This is a genomic window from Pseudomonas sp. Gutcm_11s (assembly GCF_028649395.1).
In the GTDB taxonomy this organism is placed as follows: domain Bacteria; phylum Pseudomonadota; class Gammaproteobacteria; order Pseudomonadales; family Pseudomonadaceae; genus Aquipseudomonas.
In genome coordinates this window covers 500,354-518,388 of record NZ_JAQSUW010000017.1, presented here as the reverse complement: position 1 = coordinate 518,388, position 18,035 = coordinate 500,354, and the positions used below count along the sequence as shown (strand labels likewise).

Sequence of the window (18,035 nt, the reverse complement as noted above, 5' to 3'; positions counted from 1 at the left end):
GAACAATTCTCGATTTATCTCTTTCTGCCCCCGGGTGGAGGTGACTGTGTCCGCCGGGGAAAACACCCACAACGAGCTGGTTGGCCTGCTCTACCGCGATCATCGCGAGTGGCTGCTCGGCTGGCTGCGCCGCAGCCTGAACTGCCCGCAGCGCGCCGCCGACCTCGGCCAGGACACCTTCGTGCGTCTGCTCGGTCGCCCCGACCTGCAGGCGCCGCGCGAACCCCGCGCGCTGCTGACCACCATCGCTCGTGGCCTGCTGATCGACCACTTCCGCCGCAGCGCCCTGGAACGTACCTACCTGGAAGAACTGGCGCAGCTGCCGGAAGCGCAGCAGCCCAGCCTGGAAGAACAGGCCATGGCCCTGGACGCCCTGCGCGAGGTCGACCGCCTGCTCGGCCAGCTGTCGAGCAAGGCGCGCGCCGCCTTCCTCTACAACCGCCTCGACGGCCTCGGCCACGGCGAGATCGCCGAACGTCTCGGCGTGTCGGTATCGCGGGTGCGCCAGTACCTGGCCCAGGGCCTGCGCCAGTGCTACATCGCCGTGCACGGTGAACCGCAGTGAGCGCCGTGCCCTTGCAGGTACTCGACGAGGCCATTGGCTGGCAGCTGTGCCTCGGCTCCGGCGAGGCCAGCCCGCAGGACTACCAGGCCTTCTCCGCCTGGCTGGCGCTGCACCCCGAGCACCTGCGGGTGTGGCAGCAGCTCGGCGAGCTCGACCAGCAGCTCGGTATCGCCGCCCCGGCTCCGGCACGCCGCGCCCTGCTCGCCCGGCCGAACCGACGCATCCCGCGCAGCGCGCTCGGCCTGCTACTGGCCTTGGGCCTGAGCCTGGGTCTGCTCAATACCCAGCGTCCGCTCAGCGACTACCTGGCCGACGAACGCACCGGCAGCGGCGAAGTACGCGAGCTGCAGTTGCCCGACCGCAGCCAGGTCACGCTGAACAGCCGCAGCGCCATGGACATCCAGTTCGACGAGCACGAGCGGCGCGTCTTCCTGCGCAGCGGCGAGATCCTGGTCGAGACCGCCCACGGCGACGCGCGTCCCTTCCTGGTGGTGACCGAGCAGGGCAGCCTGCGCGCCCTCGGCACGCGCTTCCTGGTGCGCCGTGAAGGCGATGCCACGCGCCTGACCGTATTGCAGTCGGCGGTCGCCGCCCACGCCCGGCAGCTGCCGGCGGAGCGGGTGATCGACGCCGGCCAGCAGGTGCTGATGCGCAGCGATGCGCTGGGCCAGAACATTCCGGCTGCGGTGGGCGCCGGCGCCTGGAGCAACGGCATGCTGGTGGCGGACAACCAGCGCCTGGCCGACCTGCTCGCCAGCCTGAGCGAATACCGCACGGGCTACCTGAGCGTCGACCCGCGCATCGCCGACCTGCGCATCAGCGGCAGCTTCCCGCTGCGCGACAGCGAACTGGCCTTGGCCGCGCTGCCGCCCAGCCTGCCGGTGCGCATCGAGCGCTACACCGACTGGTGGGTAAAAGTGGTGCCGGCGCAGCGCTAGGAAAAAATTTCGCAACACCCCTGTCACTTTTCGATTCTGCTTCGGCAAAGGAGGAATTGAGAGACTTTCTCTTCTAGGAGCCGTTCGCAATGTCCCGCACCCTGCACCTGCTACGCCCCAGCCTGCTGGCCGCCGCCATCACCCTCTCCAGCCTGCCGACCCTGGCCCTCGCGCAGAGCTACCAGCTGCCGGCCGCGCCGCTGGCGAGCACCCTCAGCCGCATTGCCAGCGAAGCCGGCATCGTCCTGAGCATCGACCCGGCGCTGACCAGTGGCAAGACTGCCCAGCCGGTGCAGGGCGAGTACGCGCCTGAGGCGGCGCTGAACGCCGCCCTGCAGGGCAGCGGCCTGCAACTGGTGCAGAACTCGGCCGGCAGCTACAGCCTGGCCCCCGCCGACGGCGTGACCCTGCCGAGCAGCGACATCAGCGGCAGCGAAGTCTCGGAAGACGCCTGGGGCCCGACCACCGGCTACCTGGCCAAGCGCACCGCCGCCGGCAGCAAGACCGACACCGCCCTGGTTGAAGCCCCACGTTCCATCTCCGTCGCCACCCGCGAGCAGATGGAAGATCGCGCAGTCCTGAACCTCGACGATGCCGTGCGCTACATGCCTGGTGTAGTTGCCAGCAGCTACGGCAGCGACACCCGTGCCGAGTGGATGAAAGTACGCGGCTTCGTGCCCACCCAGTTCCTCGACGGTCTGCCGCTACCCAAAGGTGTGTACGCCAGCCCGAAAGCAGAAACCTGGAACCTGGAACGTGTCGCCCTGCTGCGCGGCCCTGCTTCCTCGGTCTACGGCCAAACCCCGCCAGGGGGCATGCTCGACATGGTCAGCCGTCGCCCCAGCGCAGTCTCAGCTAACGAAGTGCAGCTGCAGTACGGCAACAACAACCATCGCCAGATCAGCTTCGCCAGCACTGGCAGAGTCGATGAGCAGGGCCAGTTCCTCTATGGCGTGAGCGGTGTGGTGCGCGATAGCGATACCAACATCGACAAGGTCAAGGACCAGCGCTACAACATCGCCCCGAGCCTGACTTGGAATATCGCCGACGATACCAAGCTGACCTTCCTCAGCCAGTTCACTCGCGACGATACCGGCATCACCAGCCAGTTCCTGCCAGTGCAGGGCACCAAGCTGCCCTCGCCGGTCGGCGATATTTCCCACCACAAGAACCTGGGCGACCCGGACTGGGAATATTACGACCGCACCTACTACGCGCTGGGCTATGCCTTCGAGCACCGTCTGGATGATGTCTGGCAGTTCCGCCAGAACCTGCGCTACACCAAGACCGACCTGTCCTTCCAAGGCATCACCGTCGGCTCCTACCCATGGTCCACAATTGACGCCGACGGCAACATCGGTCGCAGCAGCACCGTAACCGACGAAGACATCAGCCAGTTCGCCGTGGACAACAACTTCCAGGCCGACTTCAGCACCGGCAGCATCGCTCACACCGTACTGCTCGGCCTCGACCACACCCGCTCCAACACCAACTACATCTCGCTGTTCGGCTCCGTTCCGTCGACCAACGTCAACAACCCGCAGCACGGCCAGGTCATCGTGCGCCCTCCGCGCAGCCCAAACCTGTACGGCTACGACTACAACCAGAAGTCGCGCCAGACCGGCCTCTACGTTCAGGATCAGATGTCCTTGGACAACTGGCGCCTGACCCTTGGCGGCCGTCGTGACTGGGTACACACCGGTACCGAGTTCTACAACAAGGGCGACGCCTCCAATACCGACCGTGACAGCGAGTTCAGCGGCAACGCAGCTATCAGCTATGTATTCGACTCTGGTGTAGTGCCATACCTGTCCTACGCAGAGTCCTTCCAGGCAACCAGTGGTGCTAGTGCATCGGCCACCGAAGCCCTGAAACCAACCGAAGGCAAACAGTGGGAGCTGGGCGTGAAATATCAGCCTGTGGGCTGGGATGCGTTGTTTACCGCGGCCGTATACGACCTGAGGCAGGAGAATGTTTCCGTCACCGAGCGCATTGGCGGCATTCCAGTGACCAGCCAGAGCGGTGAGGTCAAAGTCCAGGGCCTGGAGCTGGAAGCCACCGGCAACGTGACGGAAGAGCTCAAGCTGATTGCCACCTATACCCGCACCAAGAGCGAGGAGTTGGATGGCGAATTTGCCGGTAATCGCCTACAGCTGGTGCCGGAAGAGCAAATGTCCCTGTGGGCCGACTACAGCTGGAAAAGCGGCCTGCTGAATGGCTTCGGTGTAGCCGCTGGTGCGCGCTATGTCGGTGACACCTATGGCGATCGTGCCAATACCTGGATCGGCCATGCAGGCTCCTACACCGTTTACGACGCAGCTCTTAAATACGACCTCGGCCGTACCAACCACTCTCTAGATGGAGTTTCGGTTGGGCTCAATGTTAAGAACCTGCTCAACAAGGATTACATTTCCACCTGCGACGGTTACTACTGCTACTACGGCGATCAGCGCAGCGTAATCGCCAACGTCAGCTACGCCTGGTAAACGGCTCATCACGCACCAGCCGAAGGCCGCTTTCGCGGCCTTCGGTCTTTCAGGAAGGTTCATGAAATCCACCACCATCCGCCGCTGGTCCGTCATCCACACCTGGACCAGCCTGATCTGCACGCTGTTCCTGTTCCTGCTGGCACTCACCGGCCTGCCGCTGATCTTCCATCACGAGATCGAGCACCTGCTGGGCGAGGCACCGGAGCTGCGCGAGATGGCGCCGGACGCACCGCGCCTGAACCTGCAGCAGCTGGTCGAGGCCGGTGAGCGCCATCGTCCCGGCGAGGTGGTGCAGTACCTTGGCTGGGAAGACGACGAACCCAACGGCGTGGTGACCATCATGGCCGCCACCGCCGGTACCGAGCCCAACTCCTCGCACACCTTCATGCTCGACGCGCGTAGTGGCGAGGCGGTGGAGATGCCGGCGGCCAACGGCGGCTTCATGATGCTGATGCTGCGCCTGCACGTGGACATGTTCGCCGGTCTGCCCGGCAAGCTGCTGCTGGCCTTCATGGGCATTCTCTTCGTGGTCGCGATCATCTCCGGCGTGGTGCTCTACTCGCCGTTCATGCGTCGCCTGCAGTTCGCCGAGGTGCGCCAGCACAAGTCCACGCGCCTGCGCTGGCTCGACCTGCACAACCTGATCGGCATCGTCACCCTGGTCTGGGCCCTGACCGTGGGCGTCACCGGGGTGATCAGCGCCTGTGCCGACCTGCTGATCAGCGCCTGGCGCAACGACACCCTGACCGCCATGGTCGCGCCCTACCGCGATGCCCCGCCGCTCACCGAGCGCGCACCGGCCACGCAGCTGCTGGACATCGCCCAACAGGCGGCGCCCGGCATGCAGCCGGATTTCATCGCCTTCCCCGGCACGCGTTTCTCCAGCGAGCACCACTACTCGGTGTTCATGAAGGGCAGCACGCACCTGACCTCGCACCTGTGGACGCCGGTGCTGATCGACGCCAAGACCCTGCAGGTCACCGCCGTGGCCAGCCGCCCCTGGTACATGGACGCCCTGGCCATGTCGCAGCCGCTGCACTTCGGCGACTACGGCGGCCGGCCGATGCAGATCCTCTGGGCGGTGCTCGACGTGCTGACCATCATCGTCCTCGGTAGCGGCCTGTACCTCTGGTGGGTACGTCGCCGTGCACCGCGGGCGGCCCTGCGCGACGAGGTGGTGGCATGAAGCGCTGGCGCGATTCGACCTTCGCCATCCCCACGCTGATCGGCGCGCTCAGCGCCGCCGGCCTGTTCGCCGCGCTGCTCGGCGACGGCCCGTGGGACGCTCTGGCCTGGCTCGGCCTGGGCCTGCCGGCCGCGCTCGGCATCTGGCCGCTGTTGCCGCGACGACGCTGAACCTGGGCTGGCAATGACTGGCGGAGCGGCCTAGAGTCCTGTTCCAGAGCCGCTCCAAGGACCGCCATGCCCAGCCAGCTCCCCCTCGCCCCCGGCACCGCACGCCTGTTGCCGTGGATCGTGGCGATCGCCTTCTTCATGCAGACCCTCGACGGCACCATCCTCAACACGGCGCTGCCGGCGATGGCCCACGACCTGGCCGAGGACCCGCTGCGCATGCAGTCGGTGGTCATCGCCTACATGCTCACCGTGGCGCTGCTGATCCCCGCCTCCGGCTGGATCGCTGACCGCTTCGGCACCCGGCGCATCTTCTTCGGCGCCATCCTCCTGTTCAGCCTCGGCTCGCTGCTCTGCGCGCTGTCCGGCAGCCTCACCCAGCTGGCCCTGGCACGCATCGTCCAGGGCCTCGGCGGCGCGCTGATGATGCCGGTCGGGCGCCTGGTGGTACTGCGCGCCTACCCGCGCAGCGAGCTGGTGCGGATCATGGGCTTCGTCACCATCCCCGGCCTGCTCGGCCCACTGATCGGCCCCACCCTCGGCGGCTGGCTGGTGCAGTACGCCTCGTGGCACTGGATCTTCCTGATCAACCTGCCGGTCGGCCTGCTCGGCTGCATCGCCGCCCTGCGCGTGATGCCCGACCTGCGCGGCCCTGAGCGCAGCCGCTTCGATACGCCGGGTTTTCTGCTGTTCGGCGCGGCGATGGTGCTGATCACCATCGCCCTGGAAGGCCTCGGCGAACTGCACCTGCCGCACCTGCGCGTGCTGATGCTGCTGTTCGCCGGCATGGCATGCCTCGCGGCCTACTGGCTGCGCGCCGGCCAGGTCGAGCACGCGCTGTTCCCGCCGCGGCTGTTCCACACCCGTACCTTCGCCATCGGCATCCTCGGCAACCTGTTCGCCCGCCTGGGCAGCGGCGCCCTGCCGTTCCTGGTGCCGCTGTTGCTGCAGGTCGCCCTCGGCCATTCGCCGGCCGTGGCCGGCATGAGCATGATCCCGCTGGCCCTGGCGGCGATGCTGGCCAAGTCGCTGGCGCGGCCGCTGATCGAGCGCTTCGGCTACCGCAGCATTCTCACCGGCAACACCCTGGCCCTCGGCGTCGGCCTGGCCAGCCTGGCGCTGGTCGACCCGCAGCATCCGTACTGGCTGCTGCTGATCCAGCTGGCCGTGCTCGGCGGCATCAACTCGCTGCAGTTCACCGCGATGAACACCGTGACCCTGATCGACCTCGACGACCGCTCCGCCAGTAGCGGCAACAGCCTGCTCTCGGTGGTCGCCCAGCTGTCCCTGAGCCTCGGCGTGGCCAGCGCAGCAGCGCTGCTCGGCGGTTTCACCGCGGACATCGGCCAGGAGGTCGACAGCGTGCTAGGCGCCTTCCAGGCCACCTTCCTCTGCGTCGGCGTGCTGACCATGCTGGCGGCCGCGATCTTCCTCCAGCTCAGCGGCGCCGAAGGTCGCCGCGTGAACCCTCCGCAGAACGTGCCGGACGACTGATCGCCCCTGGCGAAAGCGCAGCGGCCGCCTAGCATCAAGCTCAGGCAGAGACCGGAGCCCAGGTGCGCGCAATCCCACTCCCTCGCCGTTCTGCCGCCAACCGCCGCATTCAGCCGCCAGGGAGCCCGCCATGCTATTTCTCACCAATCGCTTTCCCAAAGGCTCGATCAAGACCGAGATCGACCGTCCCTTCGCCTTCGACCTGGACAACAACGCGCCGAGCAACTCGGTGTTCTTCTGCGAGCGCAAGAGCAAGAAGAAGCTGGTGGAGATCGGCAGCCAGGCCTTTTTCGGCCAGTTGCAGGAAGCCCGCCAGCGCCAGCTGCTGCTGTACATCCACGGCTATTCCAACTTGCCGGACGACGTGTTCGACGCGGTCGAGGAGTTCCAGGCCCTGTGCGAGCTGCGCTCACCCGGCGAGGTGCTGGTGGTGCCGGTGATCTGGCCCTGCGACAACGACCGCGGCATCGTCCAGGACTACTGGGACGATCAGAAATCCGCCGACTCCAGCGCCGTGTCGCTGGCTCGGGCGCTGTGCTTCTTCCTCGCCTGGCGCAAGGCTCGCGAGGAGGCCGGCCAGGCCAGCTGCCTCAAGCGCATCAACGTGCTGGCCCACTCCATGGGCAACCGCGTGCTGCGCGAGACCCTCTGCGAGTGGGACCGCTACGACCTGGCCAGCGGCGTGCCGATGCTGTTCCGCAACACCTTCCTGGTCGCCGCCGACATCGAGAACGAGTCGATCCATCGCGGCCAGCGCGGCGAGCTGATCTCCCACGCCTCGCGCAACGTGGTGGTGTACTACGCCTCGGACGACATGGCCCTGCGCAGCAGCAAGGCGGCCAACCTGAAGAACCGCATCGCCTCACGGCGCCTGGGCCACAGCGGGCCGGAGAACCTGGAGCTGACGCCGCAGAACGTCTACGCGGTGGACTGCGACGACATCAACACCCTGTACGACTTCCCCAAGGGCCACTCGTATTTCCGCAGCGGGCGTACCAAGGGCATCCCCGGCGTGGTGTTCGACCACCTGTTCGAGTGCCTGGTCAGCGGCCGGGTGTTCCCGCAGGACGAGTTCCGCCGCACCAGCATCCTGCACGACAGCGCCGCCTGAGACGCACCTCAGGTCAGATTGGCGTGCGGGCCACTGAGGTAGTCGAGCAGGCGGAACAGACTGGCCTTGAGCGAGGAGCAGTGGGCGCTGCCGGCCTGGATGGTGGCGGCGTCCTGCACCGCGCCGGGCCGCTGCAGATCCTGCGGGCAGGCGGCGAGCAGCTGCTCGATGCTCGCCGGGCTGCTCTCCAGGTGGCACTGCAGCGCCACGGCGCGCTCGTTCCAGACGAAGCCCTGCAGGGCGCAGGCCGCCGAGTGGTAGAGCGGGATGGCACCGGCCGGCAGGCTGAAGGTCTCGCCATGCCAATGCATGGCCATCAGCCGTTGCGGCAGCATGCGCCCGAGCGGTGACTGGCTGGCTTCGGCATGTTGCTCGATCAGGTGCCAACCTATCTCCGCCGTGTCGGCCAGCCGCACCTCGCCGCCCAGCGCCTCGGCCAGCAGCTGGCCGCCGAGGCAGATGCCCAGCACCCGTTTGCCGGCATCGAGCGCCGCGCGCAGCAGGTGCTTCTCGGCCACCAGCCAGGGATGCTCGACCTCGTCATGCACGCTCATCGGCCCACCCATGACCACCAGCAGGTCGAAATCGTCGAGCGCCGGCAGCGCATCGCCGGCGTACAGGTGATGCACCTGCGCCAGCAGGCGGCGCTGGTCCAGCCACTGGCCGATCTGTGCCGGCCCCTCGAACGCCACGTGCTGCAGAATGGCCACGCGCATCACACCACCTCCTGCGCCGGCCGGCGCGCTCGCTCCAGCGCCCGGTGCAGGCGCCGCAGCATTTCCTCGATATTGCTCAGGCTTACCGTCAGCGCCGGCGAGAAGCGCAGCACGCCCGGCTGCGCAGCGTTGATCAACAGGCCTTCGCCCAGCGCCGCACGAGCTACCTGGGCGGCGTTGTCGGCAGCCAGCGGCAGGCCGAGCAGCAGGCCGTGGCCGCGCGGCGCGCCGGCGCCGAAACGGCGCCCGACGCGCGCCAGGCCCTCGCGCAACTGCTGGCCGGTAGTGCGCACCTGCTCCAGCAGACCGGGCTCCAGCACGGCATCCAGCACCGCCAGGCCTGCGGCGGTCATCAGCGCATTGCCGTGGTAGGTGCCGCCCTGCTCGCCCGGCTCGAAGCAGCAGGCATTGCCACGCGCCAGCAGAGCCGCCAACGGCACGCCACCGCCCAGGCCCTTGCCTAGGCTGATCACGTCGGCGCGCACGCCGTACAGCTCCTCGGCCAGCAGGCTGCCGCAGCGGCCGATGCCGGTCTGTACCTCGTCGAGGATCAGCAGGATGCCGCGCTCTCGGCACAGCCGCTCGGCGCCCTGCAGGTAGTCCAGTTCGGCGGGCAACACGCCTGCTTCGCCCTGCACCGGCTCGAGCATCAGCGCCACCACGTCGTCGTCCAGCGCTGCGTCGAGGGCCGCCAGGTCGTTGTAGGGCACCTTGGTGAAGCCCGGCACCTTGGGCTCGTACAGCGCCTGGAAGGCCGGCTTGCCGGAGGCGGACATGGCGCCGAGCGTGCGCCCGTGGAAGCTGTTGGCGGCGGTTACCATGCGGTAGGCGCCGCCCTTGTGCAGCTGGCCCCACTTGCGCGCCAGCTTGATCGCGCCCTCGTTGGCCTCGGCACCGCTGTTGAGGAAGTAGGCCTGGTCGCTGCCGGTGGCCTGGCACAGGCGCGCGGCCAGCTCGAGCATGCTGCTGTTGTAGTAAGCCGGACCGGGGTTGATCAGTTGGCTGGCCTGACGCTGCAGCGCACGCACCAGCACCACCGGGCTGTGGCCCAGGCTGTTGACCGCCCAGCCCTGGGTGAAGTCGAGGTAGGAGCGGCCGTCGGCATCCCACAGCCAGGAGCCCTGGCCGCGCACGAACAGCTGCTCCGGGCGCTGCACGGTGTTCATCAGGCGGTCGCGGGACCAGTCATCACGCATCTTCGTACTCCAGGTACTGATACTGCACACCGAGCAGGCGAATGCCGTCGGGACCGCATTCGACGATGCGGCGTTGTTCCTTGCGCTGCTGCACGCGCAGGCTGAAGCCTTCGACTATGGGGAAGCGGCTCTGCAACTCGCCCCGCACATCACTCAGGCGAGCGCCGGCGACCGTCATCTCGGCCCACAGGCAGTCGTCGCGATACAGCTGGATCAGGTAGTCGTTCATGCACTCAGCGCCGGCCTGGCCGGGCCCTCCAGGCGGTTGCGCCAGTCTTCCAGCTGGCCGCTGGACAGGCGCCGCGCGGCGCTGTGGCGCCAGCGCTCGGACAGGGACTCGCAAGCCAGCAGCTGTTGCAGGCCGCCACGCTCGAGGGGGAACTGGAAGTAGCTGCGGATGGCCTGGGCCACGCTCAGTCCGGGGTGGCTGCGCTGCACCAGCTCAAGGGGCAGCGCTGCGCTGACCCAGCCCGGGCGCAGCACGCGGAAGAACCAGCCGCACAGGCCGTTGTTCTGCATCTGCAGCGCCAGGCCCGGCAGCTGCCAGCGCTCGGCCAGGCGGTAGCAGGGCGAGCGCGGCTGGCTGACCTGCAGCAGCGCGTCGCCCCAGCGGAAGATGTCACCGATGCACACCTGGCTCTCCAGCAGCCCGCGGCTCGACAGGTTCTCGCCGAAGGCCGGTTGCTGCCAGTCGCGCTGCGGGTAGCGCTGGCGCCACTGCGCATAGTGCTCGGACGGGTAGAGATGCAGGGCGCGCTCGGGGCCACCGTGGTGGCGGCTGTCGCCCTGCTCGTCGCCCTCCAGCCCCAGTGGGCCGAGCCATACCTCGGCGCTCACCGGCAGCTTGCCCAGCGCACTGACATAGCCGCGGCCTTCATCCACGGCTTTTCCTATGAATAATCCTGCCACCTCTGCCTTACCCATTTCCTCCGTCACCCTTGTCGCGGCTGTTGATGCGGCCATGATAGGAAGCAGCCGAGCGGAACGACATTTCGATTTCCCAGCTTCATTGATAAGCTGAAGTTATCGATAACCGAGGGAAATCCCGTGGACTTTCGCCAGCTGCGCTACTTCGTCGCCCTCTACGAGGAAGGCCATGTCGGCCGCGCCGCCGAGCGCCTGAGCCTTTCGCAGCCGGCGCTGTCGCAGCAGATCCGCCAGCTGGAACAGAATCTCGAAGTGGCACTGTTCCAGCGCAGCGGCAAGCGCCTGCTGCCGACCCTCGCCGCCCACACCCTGTACAGCCACGCACTGCCTCTGCTCGACGGCCTCGAGCGCGCGCGCGATGCCCTGCGCGGCTTCCGTGGCCGGGCGCCGCGCAGCCTGGCCATCGGCGTGCTGCAGACGGTCAACGCCAGCCTGGTGCCGCACCTGCTGGAGAAGCTGCGCGCCGCCCAGCCGCAGCTGGTGGTGCAGATCTACGAACTGTCCGGTCTGGATATCGAGCGGCGCCTGCTCAGTGGCAGCCTGGACATCGGCATCGGCTTCCTGCCGCCGCGCCAGCCCGGGCTGCACAGCCTGGAGCTGTACGAGGACGAGCTGCAGCTGGTGGTGCCGCCGGATCACGCGCTGCGCGAGTTCAGGAAGGTGTCGCTGGCCCAGGCGGCGGAGCAGCCCATGTTGCTGCTCGGCGAGGAGTTCCGCGTGCGGCAGATCTGGCAGGAGCAGCTGGCCCTGCTCGGCCGCCGCCCGCATGTGCAGGCCGAGCTCAACCACATGAGCGGCATCCTCGACAGCCTGCCGCACTCGGCCGGCCTGGCCACCGTGCTGCCGGGCCGGGCGCGCCAGCTGCATGCCAATCAGGGATTGCTGTGGAAGCCAATCAGCGAGCCGCGCGTGCCGCTCAAGGTCGGCCTGGTGTTCCGTGATGCGCAGCGCCAACAGCCGACGCTCGACCTGCTGCGCAAGCTGCTGGAAGAAGTGGTAAAGGGAAATGCGTAGCGCAGAAAAGAAAAAACCCCGCTTGCGCGGGGTTCTGCAGACTGGTTCCTGACATCCGTGGTCGGTGCGCCATCCTGGCGAACATTCCCTCATGTCCCTGTAATTCGATGCGCTTCCTGCGCTAAGTCCTTGAAAGCAAGATTAATCTCGTACTCACCGAAGCGACAGCGGCGTTCGCCAGCACGCCTTGTAAGCCAAAGATTACAAAACCATCGAGCGGGAAAGGCTTCACAAAGCCTGGGCGGCCGTTATCATCGCGCGCCTGCAACGCACCACCGAGCCCGAACATGAGACCGCAACTGATCGCTGCCGCGGAAATCGACCGCGTCGAAACCTGGACCAAGTACAACAAGGACATGTGCACCAGCTGCATGTCGACTTGCTGCACCATGCCGGTGGAAGTACGCATCGTCGACCTGATCCGCCTGGGCGTGGTCGACGAGTTCGAGCGCGGCGAGCCGCCGAAGAACATCGCCAAGCGCCTGCAGAAGGAAGGGCTGATCGAGCGCTTCAACCAGAAGTCCGGCATCTTCACCCTGACCCGCATGAGCAACGACGACTGCATGTACCTGGATCGCAAGACCCGCCTGTGCACCGTCTACGACAAGCGCCCGGACACCTGCCGCAACCACCCGCGCATCGGCCCGCGCCCGGGCTACTGCGCCTGGCGCCCCAAGGGCTGACGCCAGGCGTAAGGCCGCGTGGTCAGGATGGCTTGCGCGTGTTGCGCATACGCACCCAGACCACGCCGAGCAGCACCAGCGGTATACCCAGGCTGAGCCAGGACAGCAGGTCGTAGACCTCGTCGCCGACCAGCGCCGAGAGCAGGCCGAACAGGCTCAGCACACCGAGCACCAGGGGCCAGCGGAAGATCATCCAGAGTCCGCGTCTCATGCCTTGCCCTCCACCAGCAGACCACCGGCGTTCAGCTCCGCCAGGCGTTTCTCGATGGGCGCCTTGCGGCGGCCGAGCCACAGGTACAGGCCGCTGCCGAGAATGACGATGCTGATGATGTCGAGCACGGCCCAGATGATCTTCAGCGGCAGGCCGCCGTAGTCACCGAAGTGCAGCGGTTGGGAGATCAGCAGAGTCTTCACGTACATCGGCATCTCGCGCATGTCGGTCAGCTCGCCGGTCGTGGCATCGACCAGCGCCGGCTTGAGCAGGCGCGCGGTCAGCGGCGTGTCGCCACGCATGAACACCGCGTAATGGTGCTGGCTGCTGAAGTCGGTGCCGGGATAGGCAACGAAGCTCGGCTTCATGTCCGGCGCGGCCGCCTGTGCGGTCTCCAGCGCCTTGTGCAGCGAGCCCAGCTCGGTCAGAGGCGGCAGGTCCTTGTAGGGCGCGGTCATCTCCGCCAGCTGGCCGTTCTGCCACAGGCCGAGAATCGGAATCGCCAGGGTGTTGATCACCCCGGTGGCGCCGACCACCAGCACCCAGGCCAGGGTGACGATGCCGAGCACGTTGTGCAGGTCCAGCCACTTCAGGCGGCTGCTACGCGCGGTGCGCACGGTGGCGAAGTCCAGCTTGCGCATGAACGGCGTGTACACCACCACGCCGGAGACCAGCGAGGCCACCAGCAGCAGGCCCATGAAGCCGAGGAACAGGTAGCCGGGCAGGCCGAGGAACATGTCGGTGTGCAAGCGCAGCATCAGGGTCATGAAGCCGTCTTCCGGCGGCTCGGAGGGAAACAGCTCACCGGTGCGGGTATCGAAGGTCTGGATATAGGCATCCAGCGGTGGCGGCTGTATAGACGACGCGGTGAAGATGAAGCCCAGCGGCTCTTCCGGGTCGTAGCCGACGAAGCGCACCACCTCGCCCGGACGCACCGCCAGCGCCTCGGCGATCAGCTTGTCGTAGTCGATGCGCGACGAGTCGGCGACGACCTCCTTGAGCTCGGGGTGCGGCTCGAAGTAGTGCTCAATCTCCTCGTGGAAGATCAGCGGCAGCCCGGTCAGGCACAGCATCAGCAGGAAGACGGTGGAGATCAGGCTGGTCCACTTGTGCACCAGGTACCAGTTGCGCAAGGCTCGGGCGGTCATGTTCGGCTCGTTTTAGTTATGGGGCGTCCCTGCTCGCTGGAACGATGAGATGCGAGCGACACCGAAAATCATTTGAGAACTCATCTCATTCTATTCGGTGTATCGAAACGCTAACAAGCGCCTAGCCGGCCATTCGCAGGACAACCTGATGGACGAGCGCACGGGCGATGTCACTTGGCGCTCGAAAAAGCGGTGCCACAGACGATCAGGCGACGCCGCTGCACTGGCCGCTCCGCCATGCAAAAGGCCCGGCATGCGCCGGGCCTTGGTGCTTACCAATCCAGCGAAAGGCTAAGCCCCACGCCGTGCAGATCATCGTCGCCCGCCTTGCGATAGTCGTAGCCCAGCTGCAGCGACAGGTCTGCCGCCAGGCGCTGACGCAGGCCCAGGCTGGCGCGGGTCTGGTCGCGATCCAGGGCCGCGCCGACCAGGCTGAAGTCGACGCCCGGCACGCTGTTCAACGACATATCGACTTCGCTCTCATCGTCCTCGAACTCACGCTCGCGCACGATCTCGACGTACAGCTCGGCGTCGTCCGCCAGGGCGAAACGCGCCTGCAGGCCGAGCCCCAGGCGGCGCGAGTCGAGCGTCTGCTCGCCGTAGCTCAGGGCAGTGGAGCTGGCTCCGCTCTCGCTGTAGCCGTCCACCTCGATCCGCGCGATATCGGCGCTGACGAATGGCGACAGACGCAGGCGCTCGAGCGGACTCAGCTCGATGCCGAAGCGCCCACCCAGGCCGAGCACCTGGCCCTCGGTGTCGCCGCGCTCGCTGCGGGTGGTGCGACCGAGGGCGAAGCGGCGCTTGAGGTCGTGGTAGTCCAGATAGCCGGCATTGAGGCCCAGGTCGCCCCACAGCAGGCCATCCTGGTACTGGGCGAAGGCGCCGGCCAGATAGCTGTGCAGGCCGTAGTCCGAGTCGCTCGCGCCCATTTCCATGTCCAGCTTCTGCACATCCAGGGTCAGCCCCAGGCGCCACTGTTCGTTCAGGCGGTAGCTGGCTCCGACACCCAGGCCCTCGCTACGGCCATCGCCCGCGGCGGCGGTGTCATCGCCGTCGTAGTCGCTGCGCTGCAGCGCGCCGCCAACGAAGCCGCGCCACTGCCCCTCGCCCTGCCAGGCGCCCCAGTCGGACAACAATTGCCGGCGCAGCTGCTCGCGGCTGCTGCGCAGCGCCGATTCGCCGGCCTGCGGCAGGCGGCTGATCTCCCAGGGCGCGGCGAGAATCGACAGCCCCTGGTCGGCGAGGATGCGCTGCATGGCCGTGCTCGGGTGGACGACGTCGGCATAGATCAGTCGATCCGGGTCCGGGGTGAGGCCGGTGATGCCGTACTGCGGGTTGATCGAGGCGCAGCCGGAGAAGCAGGTGCCCAGCAGGTTCTCCGTCGGGTCGAAGCCGAATGCCGCCGGGTCGGCCAGCACCTCGCGGTAGAGCAGCGGCACGTTGAGCGGAATCACCTCGGCGTTCACCGCCGCGAGCCGGGTAGCCAGCTCAGCGTTGAAGCTGGCGGCCAGCGCCTCCTGGGCCGGGTTGAGCAGGCCGCCGTAGGCCGGGCTGGGCACGTCGACCAGCAGCGGCACCATGAAGTAGCGCCCACCCGCCGCCTGCAGCGCCTCTACACCGGCGGCCAGGCGCCCGGCGGCCAGACGTGCACTGGCGTCATCCACCACCAGGCCCTGGAGGAAGTCGTTGCCGCCGCCGTTGACGTAGAACAGGGTGTTCGGGTCGACGCTCAGCCCCATGTTGCGCAGGTACACCAGGTAGCCATCGCGCTGGCGGATCAGCGGGTCGCTGTAGTTGAGGCCGGCGCGCACCTGCGAGCCGCCTCGGCCGGTGGCCGGATCGAACACGCCGGTGATGGAGTCATAGACCTGCTCGGTGCGGTAGCCGCCGACCGCCCAGTTGTTGCCATCGGCCTGGCCATTGAGCGCGCGCATGATGTTGGTCGAGGCTACCTGCGGTGTCAGGCCGAGACCGTCGTTGATCAGCATCGGCGAGGTGGAGCCGTAGGCCTCGCCGGCGGCGTAGGTCGGCCCCACGCGATTGGTATGGCGCACCGGATTACTCGGCGCCGCGGCCTCCGGGCGCTGCCCGGCGTCGCTCAGGCTGTCGCCGAACACCACCATGCCGCTGTAGGCGCCGGCATGGGCCGAGGCCGCGCCGGCCAGCAGGCAGGCGCAGGCCAGAGGAGTCAGTAGTTGCTTCATTGTCCCTTTCCCTTGTTCTTGTTGTGATGGGCAAGCGGCCAGGGACTTTAGGGACAGCCAGGAGGGAAGGCACCATCGCCCGGTGCAAATTCCCTACTTGGGATGAGGGATCGAGCGGCGCCCGGCGGACGTCGCTCCAAGGGAGTATCACAGCGGCTGGGCGGTACCGCGTGCGCTCTCCTTCTGCGCCAGCTCGCCATCCGAGGGATGCGGCTTGATCAGGCTGAAGTCGATCAGGCTCTGCGGCAGCTGAGGGTCGCCGATCAGCAGCGGGCGCTCTTTGAAGGTGTTGCTCACCAGGCTCTTGCTGGCATCGAACTCGGCGAAGCGCAGCCCGGCCAGGTCGGCCCAGGTGTGGATGAAGTGCTCGCTGCTGTATGGCCGCCCCAGGTCACCGGCGAGCTGCAGCGGATGCCCCGCACGCCACTGCGGCGAACGCCAGACGATGAAGGGCACGGTGTACATCGGCGAGGTCGGCCGCCCCTCGTTGCGCCCCAGCACCTCGGGCCTCGGCGCATCGAACACCGCCTCACCGTGGTCGGAGAGGTACACCAGGAAGCCATTCGGATCGCGCGCGGAGAAACGCTCGATCAGGCTGGAGACGACGAAGTCGTTGTACAGCACCGCGTTGTCGTAGCTGTTGTAGGTCGGCAGCTGCGCCTCGGTGACGTGCCGTGGTGCGCCGGCTGCATCGGTGAAGTGCTCGTACTCCGGCGGGTAGCGGAAGCGATAGCTCATGTGGGTGCCGAGCAGGTGCACGACGATCAGCTTGCGCGGCGCCGGATCGGCGAGCATCCGCGAGAACGGCTCGAGCACGTCGCCGTCGTACTGGCGGGCGTTCTGGTTGCGGTTCTGGTTGAGATAGACCTGCTCGTCCGCCTGCTTGGAGAAGGTGGTGAGCATGGTGTTGCGCTCGGTCAGAGTCTGCTGGTTGGTGATCCAGAAGGTCTTGTAGCCGGCCTGCTTCATCAGGTTGAGCAGCGATGGCGTGGTCAGGTAGGCATCCGGATTCTGCTGGTCGGCGAAGGTCAGCACCTGCTGCAGCGCCTCGATGGTGTAGGGCCGCGGCGTCACCACGTTGTCGAACACGTCCAGCTGGTCGCGCAGCTTGTCCAGCCCCGGCGTGGTCTCGCGGCCGTAGCCGTACAGGCTCATGCGCTGGCGGTTGGTCGACTCGCCGATCACCAGCACCAGCGTGCTCGGCTGATCGCCGGCCAGGTCGTGCAGGTCACGCAGCGGCGCCACTGCGGCATTGCTGGCCAGCAGGCGCTGCATCTCGCTCAGCTGCGTGCGGTACTTCTCGTAGCCCACCAGTAGTTGCCAGGGCACCGCCGGCTCCATGCGCGTCTGCAGGTGCTCCACCGCCTCGCCCCAATGGCCCTGCTGCACGTACTCCTTGGCCAACGGGTAGCCGAGCACCACCGGCCCCAGCACCAACGGCAGCACGAACCGCGCAGCACCAGGCAGGCGCACCGCACGCACCTTGCGCCACAACAGCCAGCCACCCAGGCCATAGGCGGCGAAGGCCAGCGGCATCCACCAGGTGAAGTATTGCGCCAGGTACTCGCTACCCTCGGCGACGTTGGACTCGAAGAGGATGAAGATCACGCTCTGCGAGAACTCCTGGCCGTACACCAGGAAGTAGCCGAACGCCGGCAGTGAGGCCAGCCACAGCACCACGCCGAGCACCGCCGCGGTGCTGCGCGCACGCGCCGGCCAGAGCAGCAGCGGCACCAGCCAGATCAGGCTCATGACCAGCGACTGACGCAGGCCGCTGAAGCCCGCCGAGTCGGTGAGCTTGATCAGCAGGTGGGTCACGCCGGAGAAGTACCAGAAGAACAGGAAGGCCCAGCCCAAGCCGGCCCAGTCGATTCCGGCGCGAGTGGCGCCGGCAGGTTGCGCGTTTGTCATCACAGCCCCAAGGCGAAACGGGGAATCCCCCTATGGGCGGGCAATCTGCCGGGATGGCCGTGAAAACTTTGTAAA

Annotated in this window: 17 protein-coding genes; 9 read left to right on the top strand and 8 right to left on the bottom strand. The window is 67.1% G+C overall.

Annotation, left to right across the window (positions count from 1 at the left end):
* Positions 1-46 precede the first annotated feature (46 nt).
* From PTT45_RS20865 to PTT45_RS20835, 7 genes are all read left to right on the top strand, one after another.
* Entirely contained in the window at positions 47-565 is a 519-nt protein-coding gene (locus PTT45_RS20865) for an RNA polymerase sigma factor (RefSeq protein ID WP_273815909.1), read from the top strand.
* Positions 562-1,503 carry a FecR domain-containing protein gene (locus tag PTT45_RS20860; RefSeq protein ID WP_273815908.1) on the top strand — a complete coding sequence of 314 codons (942 nt, stop codon included), beginning with the start codon at positions 562-564 and terminating at the stop codon, positions 1,501-1,503. Before PTT45_RS20865 ends, PTT45_RS20860 begins: the two co-directional genes overlap by 4 nt.
* Before the next feature lie 89 nt (positions 1,504-1,592).
* Complete coding sequence (locus PTT45_RS20855) at positions 1,593-3,989, top strand: TonB-dependent siderophore receptor (RefSeq protein WP_273815907.1); 2,397 nt, start codon at positions 1,593-1,595, stop codon at positions 3,987-3,989.
* 61 nt (positions 3,990-4,050) lie between these two features.
* The gene (locus PTT45_RS20850; RefSeq protein WP_273815906.1) at positions 4,051-5,178 is read left to right on the top strand and encodes a PepSY-associated TM helix domain-containing protein; all 1,128 of its coding nucleotides are present in this window, start codon (positions 4,051-4,053) and stop codon (positions 5,176-5,178) included.
* Positions 5,175-5,348, top strand: a complete 174-nt coding sequence (locus tag PTT45_RS20845) for a hypothetical protein (protein WP_273815905.1) — start codon at positions 5,175-5,177, stop codon at positions 5,346-5,348. The genes PTT45_RS20850 and PTT45_RS20845 overlap by 4 nt, the downstream gene beginning before the upstream one ends.
* A 66-nt stretch (positions 5,349-5,414) precedes the next feature.
* Complete coding sequence (gene mdtD, locus PTT45_RS20840) at positions 5,415-6,839, top strand: multidrug transporter subunit MdtD (protein WP_443218219.1); 1,425 nt, start codon at positions 5,415-5,417, stop codon at positions 6,837-6,839.
* A 130-nt stretch (positions 6,840-6,969) separates the two neighbouring features.
* Complete coding sequence (locus PTT45_RS20835; RefSeq protein ID WP_273815904.1) at positions 6,970-7,950, top strand: alpha/beta hydrolase; 981 nt, start codon at positions 6,970-6,972, stop codon at positions 7,948-7,950.
* An 8-nt stretch (positions 7,951-7,958) separates the two neighbouring features.
* Here the strand turns inward: PTT45_RS20835 and PTT45_RS20830 are convergent, their stop codons facing one another.
* The 4 genes from PTT45_RS20830 to PTT45_RS20815 are packed head-to-tail and all read right to left on the bottom strand — an operon-like array spanning position 7,959 to position 10,786.
* The gene (locus PTT45_RS20830; RefSeq protein WP_273815903.1) at positions 7,959-8,666 is read right to left on the bottom strand and encodes a type 1 glutamine amidotransferase; all 708 of its coding nucleotides are present in this window, start codon (positions 8,664-8,666) and stop codon (positions 7,959-7,961) included.
* Entirely contained in the window at positions 8,666-9,862 is a 1,197-nt protein-coding gene (locus PTT45_RS20825; RefSeq protein WP_273815902.1) for an aminotransferase class III-fold pyridoxal phosphate-dependent enzyme, read from the bottom strand. The genes PTT45_RS20830 and PTT45_RS20825 overlap by 1 nt, the downstream gene beginning before the upstream one ends.
* Positions 9,855-10,091 carry a hypothetical protein gene (locus PTT45_RS20820; RefSeq protein ID WP_273815901.1) on the bottom strand — a complete coding sequence of 79 codons (237 nt, stop codon included), beginning with the start codon at positions 10,089-10,091 and terminating at the stop codon, positions 9,855-9,857. The genes PTT45_RS20825 and PTT45_RS20820 overlap by 8 nt, the downstream gene beginning before the upstream one ends.
* Positions 10,088-10,786, bottom strand: a complete 699-nt coding sequence (locus PTT45_RS20815) for an MOSC domain-containing protein (RefSeq protein ID WP_273815899.1) — start codon at positions 10,784-10,786, stop codon at positions 10,088-10,090. The genes PTT45_RS20820 and PTT45_RS20815 overlap by 4 nt, the downstream gene beginning before the upstream one ends.
* A gap of 123 nt (positions 10,787-10,909) precedes the next feature.
* Here PTT45_RS20815 and PTT45_RS20810 point away from each other — a divergent pair, with 123 nt between their 5' ends.
* Positions 10,910-11,803, top strand: a complete 894-nt coding sequence (locus PTT45_RS20810; protein WP_273815898.1) for a LysR family transcriptional regulator — start codon at positions 10,910-10,912, stop codon at positions 11,801-11,803.
* Between the two features lie 287 nt (positions 11,804-12,090).
* Entirely contained in the window at positions 12,091-12,486 is a 396-nt protein-coding gene (locus PTT45_RS20805) for a YkgJ family cysteine cluster protein (RefSeq protein ID WP_273815897.1), read from the top strand.
* A gap of 22 nt (positions 12,487-12,508) precedes the next feature.
* On the opposite strand, the gene PTT45_RS20800 is transcribed toward PTT45_RS20805, so the two are convergent.
* From PTT45_RS20800 to cptA, 4 genes are all read right to left on the bottom strand, one after another.
* The gene (locus tag PTT45_RS20800; protein ID WP_273815896.1) at positions 12,509-12,697 is read right to left on the bottom strand and encodes a hypothetical protein; all 189 of its coding nucleotides are present in this window, start codon (positions 12,695-12,697) and stop codon (positions 12,509-12,511) included.
* On the bottom strand, positions 12,694-13,845 hold the full coding sequence (locus PTT45_RS20795) for a PepSY-associated TM helix domain-containing protein (RefSeq protein WP_273815895.1): 1,152 nt from the start codon (positions 13,843-13,845) through the stop codon (positions 12,694-12,696). The genes PTT45_RS20800 and PTT45_RS20795 overlap by 4 nt, the downstream gene beginning before the upstream one ends.
* Positions 13,846-14,117: 272 nt before the next feature.
* Positions 14,118-16,049, bottom strand: a complete 1,932-nt coding sequence (locus PTT45_RS20790; protein WP_273815894.1) for an autotransporter domain-containing protein — start codon at positions 16,047-16,049, stop codon at positions 14,118-14,120.
* 147 nt (positions 16,050-16,196) lie between these two features.
* Positions 16,197-17,960: a phosphoethanolamine transferase CptA gene (cptA, locus tag PTT45_RS20785; RefSeq protein ID WP_273815893.1), complete on the bottom strand. Its 1,764-nt coding sequence runs from the start codon at positions 17,958-17,960 to the stop codon at positions 16,197-16,199.
* Between the last annotated feature and the right edge of the window lie 75 nt (positions 17,961-18,035).

What these genes read in the sequence shown, in the direction of transcription:
- PTT45_RS20855 (WP_273815907.1), top strand. Translation starts at nt 1,593, where the DNA reads ATGTCCCGCACCCTGCACCTGCTACGCCCCAGCCTGCTGGCCGCCGCC.
- PTT45_RS20850 (WP_273815906.1), top strand. Translation starts at nt 4,051, where the DNA reads ATGAAATCCACCACCATCCGCCGCTGGTCCGTCATCCACACCTGGACC.
- PTT45_RS20845 (WP_273815905.1), top strand. Translation starts at nt 5,175, where the DNA reads ATGAAGCGCTGGCGCGATTCGACCTTCGCCATCCCCACGCTGATCGGC.
- mdtD (WP_443218219.1), top strand. Translation starts at nt 5,415, where the DNA reads ATGCCCAGCCAGCTCCCCCTCGCCCCCGGCACCGCACGCCTGTTGCCG.
- PTT45_RS20835 (WP_273815904.1), top strand. Translation starts at nt 6,970, where the DNA reads ATGCTATTTCTCACCAATCGCTTTCCCAAAGGCTCGATCAAGACCGAG.
- PTT45_RS20830 (WP_273815903.1), bottom strand. Translation starts at nt 8,666, where the DNA reads ATGCGCGTGGCCATTCTGCAGCACGTGGCGTTCGAGGGGCCGGCACAG.
- PTT45_RS20825 (WP_273815902.1), bottom strand. Translation starts at nt 9,862, where the DNA reads ATGCGTGATGACTGGTCCCGCGACCGCCTGATGAACACCGTGCAGCGC.
- PTT45_RS20820 (WP_273815901.1), bottom strand. Translation starts at nt 10,091, where the DNA reads ATGAACGACTACCTGATCCAGCTGTATCGCGACGACTGCCTGTGGGCC.
- PTT45_RS20815 (WP_273815899.1), bottom strand. Translation starts at nt 10,786, where the DNA reads ATGGGTAAGGCAGAGGTGGCAGGATTATTCATAGGAAAAGCCGTGGAT.
- PTT45_RS20805 (WP_273815897.1), top strand. Translation starts at nt 12,091, where the DNA reads ATGAGACCGCAACTGATCGCTGCCGCGGAAATCGACCGCGTCGAAACC.
- PTT45_RS20800 (WP_273815896.1), bottom strand. Translation starts at nt 12,697, where the DNA reads ATGAGACGCGGACTCTGGATGATCTTCCGCTGGCCCCTGGTGCTCGGT.
- PTT45_RS20795 (WP_273815895.1), bottom strand. Translation starts at nt 13,845, where the DNA reads ATGACCGCCCGAGCCTTGCGCAACTGGTACCTGGTGCACAAGTGGACC.
- PTT45_RS20790 (WP_273815894.1), bottom strand. Translation starts at nt 16,049, where the DNA reads ATGAAGCAACTACTGACTCCTCTGGCCTGCGCCTGCCTGCTGGCCGGC.
- cptA (WP_273815893.1), bottom strand. Translation starts at nt 17,960, where the DNA reads ATGACAAACGCGCAACCTGCCGGCGCCACTCGCGCCGGAATCGACTGG.